Source organism: Pseudomonas sp. FP597 (assembly GCF_030687435.1).
In the GTDB taxonomy this organism is placed as follows: Bacteria; Pseudomonadota; Gammaproteobacteria; order Pseudomonadales; family Pseudomonadaceae; genus Aquipseudomonas; species Aquipseudomonas lactucae.
In genome coordinates this window covers 1,674,874-1,690,602 of the sequence record NZ_CP117432.1, presented here as the reverse complement: position 1 = coordinate 1,690,602, position 15,729 = coordinate 1,674,874, and the positions used below count along the sequence as shown (strand labels likewise).

At 60.4% G+C, this 15,729-nt stretch carries 15 protein-coding genes, 1 tRNA gene and 2 pseudogenes; 6 read left to right on the top strand and 12 right to left on the bottom strand.

Going from position 1 to position 15,729, the window contains the following annotated elements; all coding sequences use genetic code 11:
- The first annotated feature begins 168 nt into the window (after positions 1–168).
- Together PSH66_RS07810 and PSH66_RS07805 are read left to right on the top strand one after the other, a co-directional pair.
- The gene (locus PSH66_RS07810; protein ID WP_141064506.1) at positions 169–1,476 is read left to right on the top strand and encodes an MFS transporter; all 1,308 of its coding nucleotides are present in this window, start codon (positions 169–171) and stop codon (positions 1,474–1,476) included.
- Positions 1,473–2,231 (top strand): substrate-binding domain-containing protein, encoded by a 759-nt coding sequence (locus PSH66_RS07805; RefSeq protein ID WP_003172498.1) that lies wholly within the window; start codon positions 1,473–1,475, stop codon positions 2,229–2,231. The genes PSH66_RS07810 and PSH66_RS07805 overlap by 4 nt, the downstream gene beginning before the upstream one ends.
- Here the strand turns inward: PSH66_RS07805 and PSH66_RS07800 are convergent.
- From PSH66_RS07800 to PSH66_RS30070, 3 genes and pseudogenes are all read right to left on the bottom strand, one after another.
- Positions 2,223–3,125, bottom strand: a complete 903-nt coding sequence (locus tag PSH66_RS07800; RefSeq protein WP_003172497.1) for a LysR family transcriptional regulator — start codon at positions 3,123–3,125, stop codon at positions 2,223–2,225. The genes PSH66_RS07805 and PSH66_RS07800 overlap by 9 nt on opposite strands.
- An 82-nt stretch (positions 3,126–3,207) precedes the next feature.
- Positions 3,208–3,804, bottom strand: a pseudogene (locus tag PSH66_RS30075) (methyl-accepting chemotaxis protein); the annotation flags it as partial.
- A gap of 309 nt (positions 3,805–4,113) precedes the next feature.
- A pseudogene (locus tag PSH66_RS30070) lies at positions 4,114–4,833 on the bottom strand (MCP four helix bundle domain-containing protein); the annotation flags it as partial.
- 563 nt (positions 4,834–5,396) lie between these two features.
- Between PSH66_RS30070 and PSH66_RS07790 the strand changes: the two are divergent.
- Positions 5,397–6,623 carry an MFS transporter gene (locus PSH66_RS07790; RefSeq protein WP_078823616.1) on the top strand — a complete coding sequence of 409 codons (1,227 nt, stop codon included), beginning with the start codon at positions 5,397–5,399 and terminating at the stop codon, positions 6,621–6,623.
- Between the two features lie 114 nt (positions 6,624–6,737).
- Here PSH66_RS07790 and PSH66_RS07785 read toward each other — a convergent pair whose 3' ends face one another.
- The 7 genes from PSH66_RS07785 to dapA form a co-directional block, all read right to left on the bottom strand.
- On the bottom strand, positions 6,738–7,166 hold the full coding sequence (locus PSH66_RS07785; RefSeq protein WP_003172494.1) for a DUF86 domain-containing protein: 429 nt from the start codon (positions 7,164–7,166) through the stop codon (positions 6,738–6,740).
- Complete coding sequence (locus tag PSH66_RS07780) at positions 7,156–7,551, bottom strand: nucleotidyltransferase domain-containing protein (protein WP_305428666.1); 396 nt, start codon at positions 7,549–7,551, stop codon at positions 7,156–7,158. Before PSH66_RS07780 ends, PSH66_RS07785 begins: the two co-directional genes overlap by 11 nt.
- Before the next feature lie 120 nt (positions 7,552–7,671).
- Positions 7,672–7,761 (bottom strand) — tRNA-Ser (locus PSH66_RS07775).
- 83 nt (positions 7,762–7,844) lie between these two features.
- The gene (gene purC, locus PSH66_RS07770; protein ID WP_003172493.1) at positions 7,845–8,558 is read right to left on the bottom strand and encodes a phosphoribosylaminoimidazolesuccinocarboxamide synthase; all 714 of its coding nucleotides are present in this window, start codon (positions 8,556–8,558) and stop codon (positions 7,845–7,847) included.
- A 27-nt stretch (positions 8,559–8,585) separates the two neighbouring features.
- Entirely contained in the window at positions 8,586–9,344 is a 759-nt protein-coding gene (locus tag PSH66_RS07765) for an MBL fold metallo-hydrolase (protein WP_141065062.1), read from the bottom strand.
- 4 nt (positions 9,345–9,348) lie between these two features.
- Positions 9,349–10,464, bottom strand: coding sequence for an outer membrane protein assembly factor BamC (gene bamC / locus PSH66_RS07760; RefSeq protein WP_003172490.1), 1,116 nt, complete (start codon positions 10,462–10,464; stop codon positions 9,349–9,351).
- 17 nt (positions 10,465–10,481) lie between these two features.
- Positions 10,482–11,360 (bottom strand): 4-hydroxy-tetrahydrodipicolinate synthase, encoded by an 879-nt coding sequence (dapA, locus tag PSH66_RS07755; protein ID WP_003172489.1) that lies wholly within the window; start codon positions 11,358–11,360, stop codon positions 10,482–10,484.
- A gap of 272 nt (positions 11,361–11,632) precedes the next feature.
- Between dapA and PSH66_RS07750 the strand changes: the two genes are divergently transcribed.
- Positions 11,633–12,193, top strand: coding sequence for a glycine cleavage system protein R (locus PSH66_RS07750; protein WP_003172487.1), 561 nt, complete (start codon positions 11,633–11,635; stop codon positions 12,191–12,193).
- Positions 12,194–12,203: 10 nt separating this feature from the next.
- Complete coding sequence (locus PSH66_RS07745; RefSeq protein WP_305428665.1) at positions 12,204–12,677, top strand: peroxiredoxin; 474 nt, start codon at positions 12,204–12,206, stop codon at positions 12,675–12,677.
- A gap of 147 nt (positions 12,678–12,824) precedes the next feature.
- Here PSH66_RS07745 and PSH66_RS07740 read toward each other — a convergent pair whose 3' ends face one another.
- A complete protein-coding gene (locus PSH66_RS07740; RefSeq protein ID WP_003172484.1) occupies positions 12,825–13,895 on the bottom strand; it encodes an AI-2E family transporter in 1,071 nt (356 codons plus the stop codon).
- Between the two features lie 31 nt (positions 13,896–13,926).
- On the bottom strand, positions 13,927–14,166 hold the full coding sequence (locus PSH66_RS07735; protein WP_003172483.1) for a sulfurtransferase TusA family protein: 240 nt from the start codon (positions 14,164–14,166) through the stop codon (positions 13,927–13,929).
- Positions 14,167–14,262: 96 nt separating this feature from the next.
- Between PSH66_RS07735 and PSH66_RS07730 the strand changes: the two genes are divergently transcribed.
- Positions 14,263–15,696, top strand: coding sequence for a M48 family metalloprotease (locus PSH66_RS07730; RefSeq protein WP_003172482.1), 1,434 nt, complete (start codon positions 14,263–14,265; stop codon positions 15,694–15,696).
- Positions 15,697–15,729 lie beyond the last annotated feature (33 nt).

The window sequence follows — 15,729 nt, the reverse complement described above, 5'->3', positions numbered from 1 at the left end:
CTCTCAAGCATAGAACAGGCAGGAGGATTTTGATCGGCTTCAACAATTGATAACCTGCATGCATCAATAAATCCAAATCTTTCACTTATCATTTCTAAATGTGTCAGCCACTATCCTCAGTCTTAAGCGAAACAAGCACTTTAAAAAGAACGCTGGAGACACAAAAACATGACTAGCCCTGCTCGGCCCGATTCTGCCCGCTCTAAAGTGGGTGCGGTTTTCCGCGTCACTTCGGGCAACTTCCTCGAACAGTTCGATTTCTTTCTGTTCGGCTTCTACGCCACCTATATTGCTGCCGCGTTCTTCCCCGCCGCTAATGAGTTTGCGTCATTAATGATGACCTTCGCCGTGTTCGGCGCGGGCTTCCTGATGCGTCCATTGGGTGCGGTGATTCTGGGTGCCTACATTGATGACGTCGGTCGCCGCAAAGGGCTGATCGTGACCCTGTCGATCATGGCCAGCGGCACGCTGCTGATCGTGCTGGTGCCGGGTTATCACACCATTGGCCTGTGGGCCCCGCTGCTGGTGCTGCTGGGCCGTCTGTTGCAGGGCTTTTCGGCCGGCGCGGAACTGGGCGGTGTGTCGGTGTACCTCGCCGAAATGGCCACTCCGGGCCGCAAAGGCTTCTACACCAGCTGGCAGTCGGGCAGCCAGCAGATTTCCATCGTGGTCGCCGCCGCACTGGGCTATGGCCTGAACGTCTGGATGGAACCCGCCGTGGTGGCCGATTGGGGCTGGCGCATTCCGTTCGCCATCGGTTGCGTGATTATCCCGTTCATCTTCGTGCTGCGACGCAACCTGCAGGAAACCGAAGAATTCGCCAAGCGCCAGCATCGCCCCACCATGCGTGAAGTCATGGCGACCCTGGTGAAAAACTGGACCATGGTCATCGGCGGCATGCTCATGGTGGCGATGACCACCACCGCGTTTTACCTGATCACCGTGTACGCACCGACCTTCGGCAAGACCGTGCTGCAACTGAGCACGTCCGACGCCCTTCTGGTGACTCTGCTGGTGGCGGTGTCGAACTTCGTATGGCTGCCGATCGGCGGCACCTTGAGCGACCGCTTCGGCCGTAAGCCGGTACTGGTCGCCATGACCGTGCTGACCGTTCTCACGGCTTATCCAGCGCTGTCCTACGTGGTCAACGCACCGAGCTTCGCCCACATGCTGGAAACCCTGCTGTGGTTCTCCTTCCTCTATGGCATGTACAACGGCGCCATGATCCCGGCCCTGACCGAAATCATGCCGGTGGAAGTGCGCGTGGCGGGCTTCTCCCTGGCCTACAGCCTGGCGACCGCCGTGTTCGGTGGTTTTACCCCGGCGATCTCCACCTGGTTTATCCATATCACCGAAGACAAAGCCTCGCCGGCCTACTGGATGATGTTCGCCGCGCTGTGCGCGCTGTGTTCGACCCTGGCCCTGTATCGCCGCGCCAACAGCCGTGGCCAAGTGATGCAGGAGGCACTGCGATGAAGGCGCTGTTCAAGACGCTGACCGCCCTGGCCTTTGGCGCCCTGGCGCTGACGGCCCAGGCCGAAGAGCTCAAAGTGATGACTTCCGGCGGCTTCACCGCGGCCTATAAACTGCTCGGCCCGCAATACGCCAAGCACAGCGGCGACACCCTCCAGACCGTCCTTGGCCCGTCAATGGGCAAGGCGCCGGAAGCGATTCCCAACCGCCTGGCCCGTGGCGAACACGCCGACGTGGTGATCATGGTCGGTTATGCCCTGGATGAATTGATCAAACAAGGCAAGGTCGACCCGGCGTCCCGTGTGGAACTGGCCGACTCGCGCATCGGCCTGGTGGTGAAGGAAGGCGCAGCCAAACCGGCGATCGGCACCGATGCCGAGTTGAAGGCGGTGCTGAGCAACGCCAAGTCCGTGGCGTACTCGGACAGCGCCAGCGGTGTGTATGTCGAGAAAGAGTTGTTCAAGAAACTCGGCATGCCAGCCAAAGGCACCATGATCGAACGTCTGCCGGTGGCCGAGCAGGTCGCCAAGGGTGACTACGAAGTGGGCCTGCAACAGGTGGCGGAATTATTACCGGTAGCGGGCGTGACTTATGTGGGCAAAATCCCCGAAGACGTGCAGTCCGTGACGCGCTTTGCGGCGGGTATTCCGGTGAACGCCGAACACCCGGCCCAGGCCCGGGAACTGCTGCAGTTCCTGGCCTCGCCCGAGGCCCAACCGGCGGTGCAATCCACCGGTCTGGACTCGGTGTCACGCTGACCGAAACGGCATCTCCCGCACCAACCGCTCCAACTCCAGCGCCGCGGGCGGCAACGTCCGCCCGCGGCGCTTGATCAAGCCCACGTTACGCATCACCTGCGGCTCTACCAGCGGCACACTCACCAGAATCGGGTGCTCGCACGCCGGCATCGCAATCGACGGCACCATCGCCACGCCCAGCCCGGCCTCCACCAGCCCGATCATGGTGGTCACGTGGTGCGTCTCGCAGATACTCGGTTTTTTCACGCGTATGCCACGCAGGGCCTGGTCCAGCAGGAAGCGGTTGCCCGAGGTTTTATCCACCGTGATGTAGTCGTGTTCGTACGCCTCGGTCCAGGTGACGCTGTCGCGCTCGGCCAGCGGGTGATCACGCCGGCAGGCCAGCACATAACGCTCCTGCAGCAGCAATTCGAACTCCACTTCGTCAGCCAGGCTGCCGCTGAAACTCACGCCGAAGTCCGCCTCGCCGGTTTCCACCGCTTTGCACACCTCGCCGGCACTGGCATCCAGCACCCGCAGGCGAATTTTCGGATACAGCTTGTGAAATTCGGAGATCACATGGGGCATGAAGTAATACGCGGTCGACGGCACACAGGCGATGGTGACATTGCCCATGCGCGTGGACGCGACGTTGCTGATGCCCATCAGGGCGATGTCGAGATCGTCGAGCATGCGCTCGACCTGGGGCAGAAACGCGCGTCCGACCATGGTCAGGCTGACCCTGCGGGTGGTGCGCTCGAACAGCTTCACATCCAGCGCGGCTTCGAGTTTTTCGATGCGTCGGCTCAGCGCCGGTTGCGAGATCCGGATGGCTTCGGCGGCGCCGCGAAAACTGCCCTTGTCTACCACGGCGCGGAAGGCTTGGAGGTCGTTGAGGTCGAAGTTGATGATCACGGGAGGGGCCAGGTAGTCGAGGTGCAGCGATTATCGTATGAGCGCTGTTGAGACGCCATCGACACCGCTGCCCATTTGCGCCCTACACCTGAAACCGCGCCACCGCGTCATTGAGCGCAACCGCCAACCGCGCCAGCTCCTGGCTTGAACCGTTGATCCGCCCGGCACCGGACGAAGACTGTGCCGACAAGTCGCGAATATTCACGATGTTGCGGTCGACCTCCTTGGCCACCTGCGCCTGCTCCTCGGCGGCGCTGGCGATCACCAGGTTGCGCTGGTGGATCTGGTCGATGGAGTCGGTGATCTGGCTCAAGGCACCCCCTGCCCCTTCGGCCAGGGTCAGGGTGTCGCCGGCACGCTGGGTGCTCGACTGCATCGACGTCAGGGCATCGTTGGAGCCGGTGCGCATCGCCGTCACCATCTGGTCGATTTCCAGGGTCGATTGCTGGGTGCGATGGGCCAGCGCACGCACTTCATCGGCCACCACCGCGAAACCACGGCCGGACTCCCCGGCACGCGCAGCTTCGATGGCGGCGTTGAGGGCCAGCAGGTTGGTCTGTTCGGCGATGGAGCGAATCACATCAAGCACCTTGCCGATATCCCGCGACTGCTCGGCCAGGCTCTGCACCAGGGTCGAGGTCTCGCCGATGTTGCTGCTCAGGGCTTGAATCGCGCTGACCGTTTCACCGACGCGGTGCTGGCCCTCGCGCGCGGTTTCATTGGAAAGGCGGGTGGACTCGGAGGTGGACACCGCATTGCGCGCCACCTCTTCGGCAGCCGAGGTCATCTCGTTGACCGCCGTGGCCGCCTGTTCGATTTCGGCCGTCTGCTGTTGCAGGCTGCGGCTGCTCTGGTCGGTAATGCCATTGAGGTCGGTGGCGGAAGCGGCCATTTGTGCCGCCGATTGGCGAATCAATTGCAGGGTACTGCGCAGGCTGCCCTGCATGGAGTGCAGCGCCACCAGCAAACGAGTCACCTCGTCGTTTCCGCTGACCTCCACGGTCTGGGTCAAGTCGCCCCGTGCGACGTTTTCCGCCGCGCGCATAGCCTGCCCCAACGGACGCACGATACTGCGCGTGAGCAGCCAGGCCAGGGCTATCGTACTCAGGCCCGCCAGAATCACGAAACCGAAGACCATGGTGCGTGAGCGGCTGTACTGCGACTCGGCCGCCTGGCCCTGCTCGTTGATCTGGGCGTTGTAGTAGTCGGCGAGTGCGTTGAGTTGCGCGCCGGAGCCGTCGACCACGGTTTTCATGTCCACCAGCAGCAGCTTGTTGAGTTCAGCGCCCTGCTGCTTGTCGGCCAGCACGAACGACTGCGCCAGGCCCTGCTGGTACTGGCGCAGCGAGACCTGGAACTGGTCATAGAGCGCACGGACTTGCGGTGTGTCGATCACCGCGTCCAGGTCGGTCAGCCTCTTCGTCAGATCCTGACTGCGTGTGTCCATCTGGCTGCGGTATTGCGGGAGGCTCGCGGGGTTGGGGTCCAACGCCATGCGCAAAGAAATCGTACGGATGCGCAGCATGATTTCGCGAATATCCGCCACCAGTCGCATCTTGGGCACCAGCCCTCTTTCCACCTGCACCGCACTGGCGCGAATACTCGCCATGTTGGAGAGCGCAAAAAAACCCAACAGGGCCACAAGCAGGGCGATCAAGGCAAAACCCAGACCCGCACGGCGGGCGATGGACAGGCTGCGAAGGGACATTTTGGGGGCGCGCTCTTATTAGGGGTAAGACATCGTATGACAGCGTTTCGGCCGCGCGGGTGAGGACTTGAGGGCGGTGTGGGATAGGAAATAAGAAGTCGTGAATATTGATGATGTTGGGCTGTGCGTTCGTTCGATCACACAGCGCGCAAAACTGAGTTCGGCAGGTTTCTTTGGCTACTGGCAGGTTCCACCCTTATGATGCGACCCCGTCCCTCCAACCGGATGGGTGCCCTTCGGGCAGCCCATTGCAAACATCGGGCTAGCCGCCAACACCATGAGCAAAACCACCATTGATAGCTTCTTCATACCCATCTCCATGCCTGTCACGATGCGTGATGGCATAAAGATATCACTCACTACAAGATTTATCGATTCGATTTGTTAAGCCCCACCTCCTCATACTTGGTATTCGGACCCTGGCAAAACGCACACATCGATAGCACTGATGATTACTATCGAAACGACCGCCTGCGTGAATGCAAAGCCTGATTCATATAATCCCCTCTTATTCTCTTCACCGCGCCTGACACCAGGCGACATCCCCTCTGGAACTCAAATCCATGCCAAGTGCCAGCCAGGCCCATAGCGGCCTTCCCGAACATAATCAACAGAGCGTCAAACAGCAGTGGCTGGCGATTCTCTCCGTCGCCGTGGGCGCCTTCGCCCTGGTGACCAGTGAGTTTCTGCCGGTGGGCGTGCTCAACGATGTCGCCAGCGACCTCGGTATCACGGCTGGCCATGCCGGCCTGATGGTGACCCTGCCGGGCATCATGGCCGCCCTCGCCGCCCCGTTGCTGTCGGTGATCATTGGCGCCATGGACCGTCGTTACCTGCTGATCGGCCTGACGCTGATCATGATCATTGCCAACTCAGTGGTGGCGTTCGCCAGTGATTTCAGCCTGCTGCTGTTGGGCCGCGTGTTGCTGGGCATCAGCATCGGCGGCTTCTGGGCAACGGCTATCGCCCTCAGCGGCCGCCTGGCCCCCAAGGGAGTGGACGTCGCGAAAGCCACCTCGATTATCATGATGGGCGTCACCCTCGCCACCGTACTGGGCGTGCCCGTCGGCACCTGGCTCAGCGGCCTGATGGGCTGGCGCATGACCTTCCTGGTGACCGCGCTGGTGGGCATCCCCGTACTGCTGGCACAGGTCTTCCTGCTACCGCGACTCAACCCGGAAAAAGCCATTCTCGTCAGCGACCTGCCGGCGTTGTTTATCAACCCACGCGCTCGGGTCGGATTGATCGCAGTATTGTTGATCGGTCTTGCGCACTTTGCCGCCTACACCTATGTCGCGCCGTTCTTCAAATACAGTTCCGGCTTCGATGGGCCGACGATTGGTTCGCTGTTGCTGTTGTTTGGCGTGGCTGGGGTGTTCGGCAATATTTTTGCCGGTTTCGCCGCTAACCGCAGCGTACGTCACACCCTGATGCTGGTCGCGCTGATGATCGGCACCAGCACCGCCCTGTTCCCTTACTTCGCTACCGGCATGACCGGCGCCGCGATGCTGATCGGCCTGTGGGGCTTTGCCTTCGGCGCCTTCCCGGCCTGCGCCAGTATCTGGATGTTCGTGGTGGCGCCCAAGGATGTCGAACGTGGCATGCCGTTGTTCGTCGCATTGTTCCAAGTGATTATCGCCCTGGGCTCGTTCTTCGGCGGGCGGATCGTCGACCAATTGGGCAGCTCGGTGCTGTTGAGCCTGGCGACGGCGTTGGTAGGCGTAGGTTTTGTCACAGTGTTGGTGCTGGGACGTAACATCAGCAACCGCCTGGTGGCGCAACCGGCCTGACGAGACAGGATGCGCTGAAAAGCCTGCTGAGCATTGCGTTCAGCAGGCTTTTTCAGGTTCAGGCGCAATCTTCCATTGCCTGAGTCGGGCGCAAAAATGGTGTCGAGGGGCTTGTTAACCGGCCGACCGGCCCGAGTCTTTGGTTAAAATGTGCGAACTGAATGCCAGAAAGTCGCCCAGATGTTGAGTGATGATTGCAACGGTGATCGGCAGCTGAAGCGTTTGATACTCATGCACTGCGATATTGCGAAATCCGACCATGTTTTTCAGGTTGGTCAGCAAGGACGCACTTACCCACCCGTTCTGGGCCAGCAGCTCGAATACATCACGCGCGCTCTGTGGAATGCCAAGACGCTCACGCCGAATCAAATGCTGCCCCATATCCAGGGCCGCCTCGCAGGCACGCTGAATATTGAGAATGGCCGCATCCTGACGGGTGAAATCCGTAGCAAAGCTGGCAGGATCCTTTTCATACTCCTCTTGAGCACGAGCAACGCAACGCTCGATGCTGGCCGCCTTGTTGATGAGTACGTCATCGACCATATACCGTCCCGTCCTTATGAATATCGGCTAGTAACTCAGCTCTGGCTGAATCCAGCGCGGTTTTTTCGCTGAGAATATAGCTCTCGAAAACACCCGCCTGACTGTCCTTGTTCCAAAGCCGGCGCCCAGTGGTTATGACTTGGTATTGCATGACAGTCGATGCCGCGCGCAAGTCCAGTAGATCGATAGGCACGTTGACAATATCAGCCAATTCTCCGGACAGGCGCCACAATTGAAGCGCGTCAACTCGTCCTTCAACCAGCGCAGCCAAATCCAAATCACTGTTGGCATGCGCCTCGCCTGTCGCTTGACTGCCAAACACATACACAGCCAATAGGTCCGGGAGGTTAACGCGTAAATGCGTGAGCACTTTTTCAAGATTCATGATTGGCCCGCATCGTCATCTGAATAGAAGACCGTAGCAGAATTAACCTGGCAATTTCTGCTACAAAAACAAAAAACCCCAATAACACTTAAGTTATTGGGGTTTTTCGTTTTTCAATAATGGCGGAGAGATAGGGATTCGAACCCTAGGTACCGGTGAAGGTACAACGGATTTCGAATCCGTCCCATTCGGCCACTCTGGCATCTCTCCAACGGCGCGCATCATAACAGCAAGATCGGTGGATGCAAAGCGCCGAAGCGATTTTTTTCCGTGCTATCAGATGCTTGCGTCGATTACAGCGGTACGCCTAGACGATTGGCGACTTCTTCGTAAGCTTCGATAACGTCACCGAGGCCCTGGCGGAAGCGGTCTTTATCCATCTTCTTCTTGGTGTCCTTGTCCCACAGACGGCAGCCGTCCGGGCTGAACTCGTCGCCCAGGACGATGGAGCCGTCGTGGAACACGCCGAATTCCAGCTTGAAGTCCACCAGCAGCAGGCCAGCGTCGTCGAACAGCTTGCTCAGCACGTCGTTGACCTTGAGCGACAGCTCCTTCATGCGTGCCAGTTGCTCAGCGGTGCCCCAGCCGAATGCCACGACGTGGGATTCGTTGATGAACGGGTCGCCCTTGGCGTCGTCCTTCAGGAACAGTTCAAAGGTGTAAGGGTTGAGCTTGAGGCCCTCTTCGACACCCAGGCGCTTGACCAGGCTGCCGGCGGCGTAGTTACGCACGACGCACTCGACCGGGATCATGTCCAGTTTCTTCACCAGGCACTCGTTGTCGCCCAGCAGTTTGTCGAATTGGGTCGGAATGCCGGCCTCTTCGAGTTTCTGCATGATGAAGGCGTTGAACTTGTTGTTCACCATGCCTTTGCGGTCCAGCTGTTCGATGCGCTTGCCGTCGAACGCCGAGGTGTCGTTGCGAAACAGCAGGATCAGGCGGTTGGCGTCGTCGGTCTTGTATACCGACTTGGCTTTGCCGCGGTAGAGTTCTTCACGTTTTTCCATGATGGGCTCCGCTTTGAGTGAGGTGGGCTAGGCGATGTGTCGCCAGTCGAGCCCTGAATCTTGATCGGCCAGTTGCAGCCAGTCCGGGTCGCACCCGAGGGTGTCGACAAAACATTGCCGGGCAAGCGTCGGCAGGTTGTTCTTGCTGCTCAGGTGGGCCAGGACCAGGTGCTGCAGGTCCTGCCAGCCCAACTCATACACCAGGTACGCCGCCTGGTGATTATTCAAATGTCCCAGTTCGCCGCCCACCCGTTGCTTGAGAAAGTACGGGTAGTGACCGCGAGCCAGCAGGTCTCGGCAGTGGTTGGACTCGATCATCAAGGCATCGAGGTTCCGGTAACCGTCCAGCACCTTGGTGCAATAGGAGCCCAGATCGGTAAGCACGCCGAAGCGTCGTTCACCGTCACTGAATACATACTGCGTCGGTTCCTGGGCATCGTGCGCCACGGCAATCACATCGATGCTCAACGCACCAATCCGCAGCTGCTCGCCACCGGCCAGGAAACCCGCAGGTTCAATGGGTTTGCGCATCCCGCGCAAGGTACCGCGACTCAAGTACACCGGAAGATTGTAGCGCCGAGACAGCAAACCCACGCCATGCACGTGGTCGGCATGTTCGTGGGTCACCAGAATCGCACTCAACTGCGCGGGGTGAACCCCCAGGCGCAGCAGGCGCCGCTCGGTTTCCTTTAAAGAGAAACCACAATCCACCAGGACGTACGTATCGTCATGGGCAACCAGCGTGCCGTTCCCTTGGCTACCGCTACCGAGAACAGCAAAACGCATCGGGTCAGCCCAGGTTGTCCTGAATCACGCCCAACACTTTGCGCGCTGTTTCAGCTGGCGCAACGGTGTTGATGTTCTTCTCGACGGTGACTTGCACGCTTTCGCCAACCTTGCTCAAACGAACCTGATAACGCTCGGCGCGGGTCTCGACTTCTTCCTTGGTCGGCTTGCTGCCGAACAGTTTGCCGAAGAAACCAGGCTCGTCGTCTTTGCGCTCGGCCTTTTCAGCCACGTTGATGTAGTAAAGGCCCAGGCTGCGGTTGATGTCTTCAACACGCCAAGGGCCTTGCTCCAAGGCGCGCCCCACGCTGGCCCAGGCACGGTCCAGGTCTTCACCCAGGCTCAGCACCACGTTGCCGCTGCCGTCCTCGGTGAGGCTGACGCGGCTCGGGGTGTCGTAATCACGCGCGGCGAGCAGGGAAACGGAACCGCCCTTCTCGGAGATACGGCTCATGCTGGCCAGCATCTCGTCGACCAGTGCCGCGTCGACGCCGGTGTTGACCGAGCGGTTGGTGAAGTCGACGTTGGCGGTGCTGCCGGCAGGACGCTCGGCGCTCACCACGTAGACTTCACTGGTATTGCGCTGCACGCCAGGCTCGATGCGCACGCGTACACGGGCTTCGCTGTCGGCGGCTACACCGCTGGCCTGCAGACGCTTGGCCACGGTCGCGGACAGCTCGCTGCCTTGCTGCCAGGCGGTGGTGAATTCACCGGTCTGCGGACGCTGTTCGTCGATACGGAAACCGTTGTCCTGGAAGAACTGCACGGCCACCGGCCAGACTTCGGCGGGTGGACGCTGGGCTACGATCCAGCGCGAGTCGCCGCTCTTCTGCAGGCTGTAGTCGCTGGCATCGGCCACGGCCGAGATCGGCTGTGGACGCGGCACGATGTACTCACCCTTGGCGGTGTCGTCGGCGACGTTGCGCGGAATCGGCAGCAATGGGTCAAGGCGCTTGGCGACGTTGACACCCGGCGGCAATTCCATCGGTTTGGTGGGTTGTGCTTCCAGGTAATCGCTGCCGCGGTCACGGAAGTAGCCTTCCGGGCCCCAGATCCAACCGCAGCCACTGGTGCTGGAGATAATCAAGGCAAGTGCGGAAAGTCCGGCCAATCGCTTCATGCGTAGTACTTCCTCAATTAAACCAGGACGCCGGACTGGCGCAGGGCCTGTCGCAGCGGTTCGTGACAGGCTTCGCTGAGGCGGGTGAGCGGCAGACGGATACCGTCCGGCATCATGCCCATTTCAGTCAATGCCCATTTCACGGGGATAGGGTTGGATTCGATAAACAGTGTCTTGTTGAGCGGCATCAGCTTCTCGTGAATCGCCCGGGCGGTCACGGCATCACCTGCGATGGCGGCGGCACACATGTCGCTCATGGCTCGCGGCGCCACGTTGGCGGTCACGGAGATGTTGCCCTTGCCGCCCAGCAGGATCAGCTCGACAGCGGTGGCGTCGTCACCGGAATACAGCAGGAAGTCGCTGCCCACACCGGCCAGGATGTCCTTGGCGCGCTGCAGGTCGCCCGTGGCTTCCTTGATGCCAACGATGTTCGGCACGGTGGACAGGCGAATGACGGTCGCGGCCTGCATATCGCACGCGGTACGGCCTGGCACGTTGTAGAGGATCTGCGGGATATCGACGGCTTCGGCGATGGTCTTGAAGTGCTGGTACAAGCCTTCCTGGGTCGGCTTGTTGTAGTACGGAGTGACCAGCAGGCAGGCATCGGCGCCGGCTTTCTTGGCGTTTCGGGTCAGCTCGATGGCTTCACGCGTCGAGTTGGCGCCGGTGCCGGCGATGACCGCGATACGGCCCGCAACACGCTTGACCACGAACTCGATCACTTTGATGTGTTCTTCCACATCGAGCGTCGCCGATTCACCTGTGGTGCCGACGGCCACAATGGCGTTGGTGCCTTCTTGCAGGTGAAAGTCCACCAGTTTGCCCAGGCTGTCCCAGTCGAGATTACCTTGTGCATCCATGGGTGTGACCAGTGCCACCATACTGCCCGCAATCATGCAACCGCTCCTGCCGGAAAAAGAGAGCCGTAATGGTACTGGCGCCAAGATGCTTGCACAAGCGAAGTACCGCCTGAGGATGCGTTCTGGCGCAACTAAACGATGGGCAATGCCATCATCGGGCCAGAGCACGGCTTTCAACGCGGTGAAATCCAGCCGATCACGCAATGAAAACGCCACCTCCTATCCCTTGACGACGCTTTTCGCTACCCTTCATCCTTTGATCGATACGGCCCTCACAGTATCGACCGCTCATCGTTTAGGAAGGCTGCATGTCCACCCCCACAGTTCGCGAACAATTCCTTGTTATCAGTGCCCTCGGCGCCAACCCCATGGAGCTGACCAACGTCCTGTGCCGCGCCAGCCATGAAAACCGCTGCGCCGTCGTGACGTCCCGCCTGACCCGCCACGGCGAGTGCAGCGCGCTGGTCCTGCAGATCTCCGGCACCTGGGATGCCCTGGCACGCCTTGAGACCGGCCTGCCGGGTCTGGCCAAGAAGCATGACTTCACCGTCAACGTGGTACGCAGCGCCGCCCTGGAGAACCGCCCGCAGGCCCTGCCTTACGTGGCCTATGTCAGCTCGGCCTACCGTTCGGACATCGTCAATGAGCTGTGCCAGTTCTTTATCGACCATAACGTCGAACTGGAAAACCTGACCTGCGATACCTACCAGGCCCCGCAAACCGGCGGCACCATGCTCAACGCCACGTTTACCGTGACCTTGCCGGCCGGCGTGCAGATCAGTTGGTTGCGCGACCAGTTCCTGGATTTCGCCGATGCCCTGAACCTCGACGCACTGATCGAACCATGGCGCCCACAAAACCCAATGTAAGGAAGTTTTCATGGCGGTAGTCATCGACAAACCGGTCACCCATTTCGAAGCCCAGGCCACCAGTGGCCAGACCTTCAGCCTCGACGCCCTCAAAGGCAAGCAAGTGGTGATCTACTTCTACCCCAAGGACAGCACCCCCGGCTGCACCGCCGAAGGCCAGGGTTTCCGTGACCAGTACGCGGCGTTCAAGGCGGCCAACACCGAGCTGTTCGGCGTATCGCGCGACAGCGTGAAGTCCCACGAGAACTTCAAGGCCAAGCAGGCATTCCCCTTCGAGCTGATCAGCGACAAGGATGAAGCGGTCTGCCAGCTGTTCGATGTGATCAAGCTGAAGAAGCTGTACGGCAAGGAATACCTGGGCGTGGATCGCAGCACCTTCCTGATCGACAGCCAGGGTGTACTGCGCCAGGAGTGGCGCGGCGTGAAAGTGCCGGGGCATGTGGATGCCGTTTTGGCGGCAGCGCAGGCGCTGAACAAGGCCTGATTGTAGTGAGCGGGCTTGCCCCACGCTGGGGTGCGAAGCAGCCCTGAAACCTGCTACCGCGTTTTATCTGAAAGAACGCGGCCGCTGTGGCGGGGTCGCTTCGCACCCCAGCGCGGGGCAAGCCCGCTCACTACAAAGGGTGAGGGGTTACAGCAGCGGCGCCACCACCGGCTCACGTCGCGGCCACGCATCCAGCACCGCCTTGAACAGCGTCGCCAGGGGAATCGCAAAGAACACGCCCCAGAATCCCCACAACCCGCCAAACAACAACACCGCACAGATGATCGCCACCGGGTGCAGGTTGACCGCCTCCGAAAACAGCAACGGCACCAGCACGTTGCCGTCCAGTGTCTGGATGATGCCGTATACCGCCATCAGGTAGATGAACTGGTCGCTCCAGCCCCACTGGAACAGGGCAATCAAGGTTACCGGCACCGTCACCACCACCGCGCCGACATACGGCACCACCACCGAAATGCCGACCAGCAATGCCAGCAGCGCCGCGTAGTTCAGATCCAGGGCGATAAAGGCGATGTAGGTCACGCCACCGCAGATGATGATCTCGATGACCTTGCCCCGGATGTAATTGGCGATCTGGCGGTTCATCTCCTCAGCCACCCGAGTAATCAGCGCCCGTTCACGCGGCAGGTAGCCACTCACCCAGCGGCCGATCATCGCGCGGTCCTTGAGGAAGAAAAACACCAGGATCGGCACCAGTACCAGATAGATCATGATATTGACCAGCAACGGCAGGCTGGACAGGGAAAAGGTCAGCGCCCATTGCCCGAATTTTCCGATTTCACCGCGCGCCACTTCAATGGCCTGCAGCACCTGCTCGTCGGACACCAGATGCGGGTAGCGCTCCGGCAACAGCAGCAACAGCGATTGCCATTTGGCGAGCATGCCCGGCAACTCGTTGAACAGTGTGATCAACTGATGCCACAGCAGCGGCAGCACCACCACGATAAACACCACCAGCAAGCCCATGAACAGGGCAAACACCAACCCCACCGCCGCCCCGCCCGGCAGGCGCAGACGCTCCAGAGTAGTGACCAGCCCCTGCATCAGGTACGCCAGCACCATCCCCGCCAATACCGGCGCGAGCATGCCACCCAAGGTGAGCACAGCCGTAAAGGCCAGAAACAGCAGGACGGCCAGCACCACGGCTTCTTCATCGGAGAAGTAGCGCTGGATCCAGTCTCGTAACACTTTGAACATCAATCAACCTCGGGCGGTAGGGGCGAACGACTCAGGCCTTGCGCAACCAGTAGCGGTACACACCGGCGACATCTTCTTCGTGCAACAGGGTATGGCCGGCCAGCTTGGCGAATGTGCGGAAGTCGCGCTGCGACCCTGCGTCCGTGGCGATCACCTTGAGCACGGCGCCACTGGCCAATCGATTGAGCTCCAGCTTGGCCTTGAGCAAGGGCAACGGGCAGTTGAGGCCGCTGGCATCGAGTTCGGCATCAAAGGCTACAGCGTCGGTCATGGTTTTACTCCGGGCAAGCGTTCGGGGGTGCTTAGAATATCTGGTCCGAAGCTCAGTGTCCGGCTACAGTAAGCTCTTTGTCGAAAGGCTCTGTGCATGACTTTTTTGCGCCCCACCCTGCTGACGCTGGCTTGCCTGCTGGCCTCCCCAGGCTTCGCTGACGACCTGCCGTCGCTTGGCGACGCCAGTTCTGCCATTGTCTCGCCGCAACAGGAATATCAACTGGGCCGTGCCTGGCTGGCCTACCTACGCGGGCAGGTTTCCCAGCTGAACGACCCGCAGCTCAAGGACTACGTCGAAACCAGCGTGTACAAACTGGTGGAGACCAGCCAGGTCAATGACCGGCGCCTGGAGTTCATCCTGATCAACAGCCCGCAACTCAACGCCTTTGCCGCGCCAGGCGGTATCGTGGGCGTGAACGGCGGCCTGTTCCTCAATGCCCAGACCGAAGGGGAATACGCCTCGGTACTGGCCCATGAATTGGCGCACTTGTCCCAACGTCACTTCGCCCGTGGCGTTGAAGCGCAACAACGCATGCAGATCCCGATGATGGCAGCCCTGCTCGGCGGCATCATTGCGGCGGCCGCAGGTGCCGGCGATGCTGGTATTGCGGCGATTGCCGGCACTCAGGCCGCCGCGATCCAGGAACAGCGCCGCTTCTCTCGGCAGAATGAACAGGAGGCGGACCGCATCGGCATCGTCAACCTGGAAAAGGCCGGCTACGACCCTCGCTCAATGCCCACCATGTTCGAGCGCCTGGGGCGTCAATACCGCTTCGACGCCAAGCCACCGGAGTTCCTGCTGACGCACCCGGTCACCGAATCGCGGATCGCCGACACCCGTAACCGCGCCGAACAGGCCAAGCCCGGCGGCAAGGAAGACAGCCTGCGCTATCAACTCATTCGCGCACGGGTGCAGTTGCAATATGAGGACACGTCAGGACTTGCCGCCAAGCGATTCCAGGCGCAACTGGACGAGAACCCGAAAAACGATGTGGCGCGCTACGGCCTGGCCATCGCCCAGATCAAAGCCTCGCAGTTCAAGCAGGCACGGGACAGCCTGCAACCGTTGCTGGCCAAGGCGCCCAACGACATCACCTACAACCTGGCGCAGATTCAGCTGGATATCGATAACAACCATCTACCCGATGCCCAGCAACGCACCGATCGGATGCTGACCCAATACCCAGGCAACTATCCGCTGAATCAGATGCGAGTAGACCTGCTGCTCAAGCAAAATCGCACCGCGGACGCGGAAAAGGCACTGGATGGCTTGCTCAAGTCCCGTCCGGACGATCCGGATGTGTGGTATCAGGTTGCCGAAACGCGCGGTTTGTCCGGCAATATCATCGGCTTGCATCAAGCCCGCGCCGAGTACTTCGCGCTGGTGGGTGATTTCCAGCAGGCTATCCAACAACTGGACTTCGCCAAACGCCGCGCCGGCAGTAACTTCCCGCTGTCGTCACGCATCGACGCACGTCAGCGCGAGCTGATCGAACAGGAACGCCTGGTCAAAGGGATGATGGGCTAAACCCATCACTCACAAAAAAGCCCCGCCCTCGTT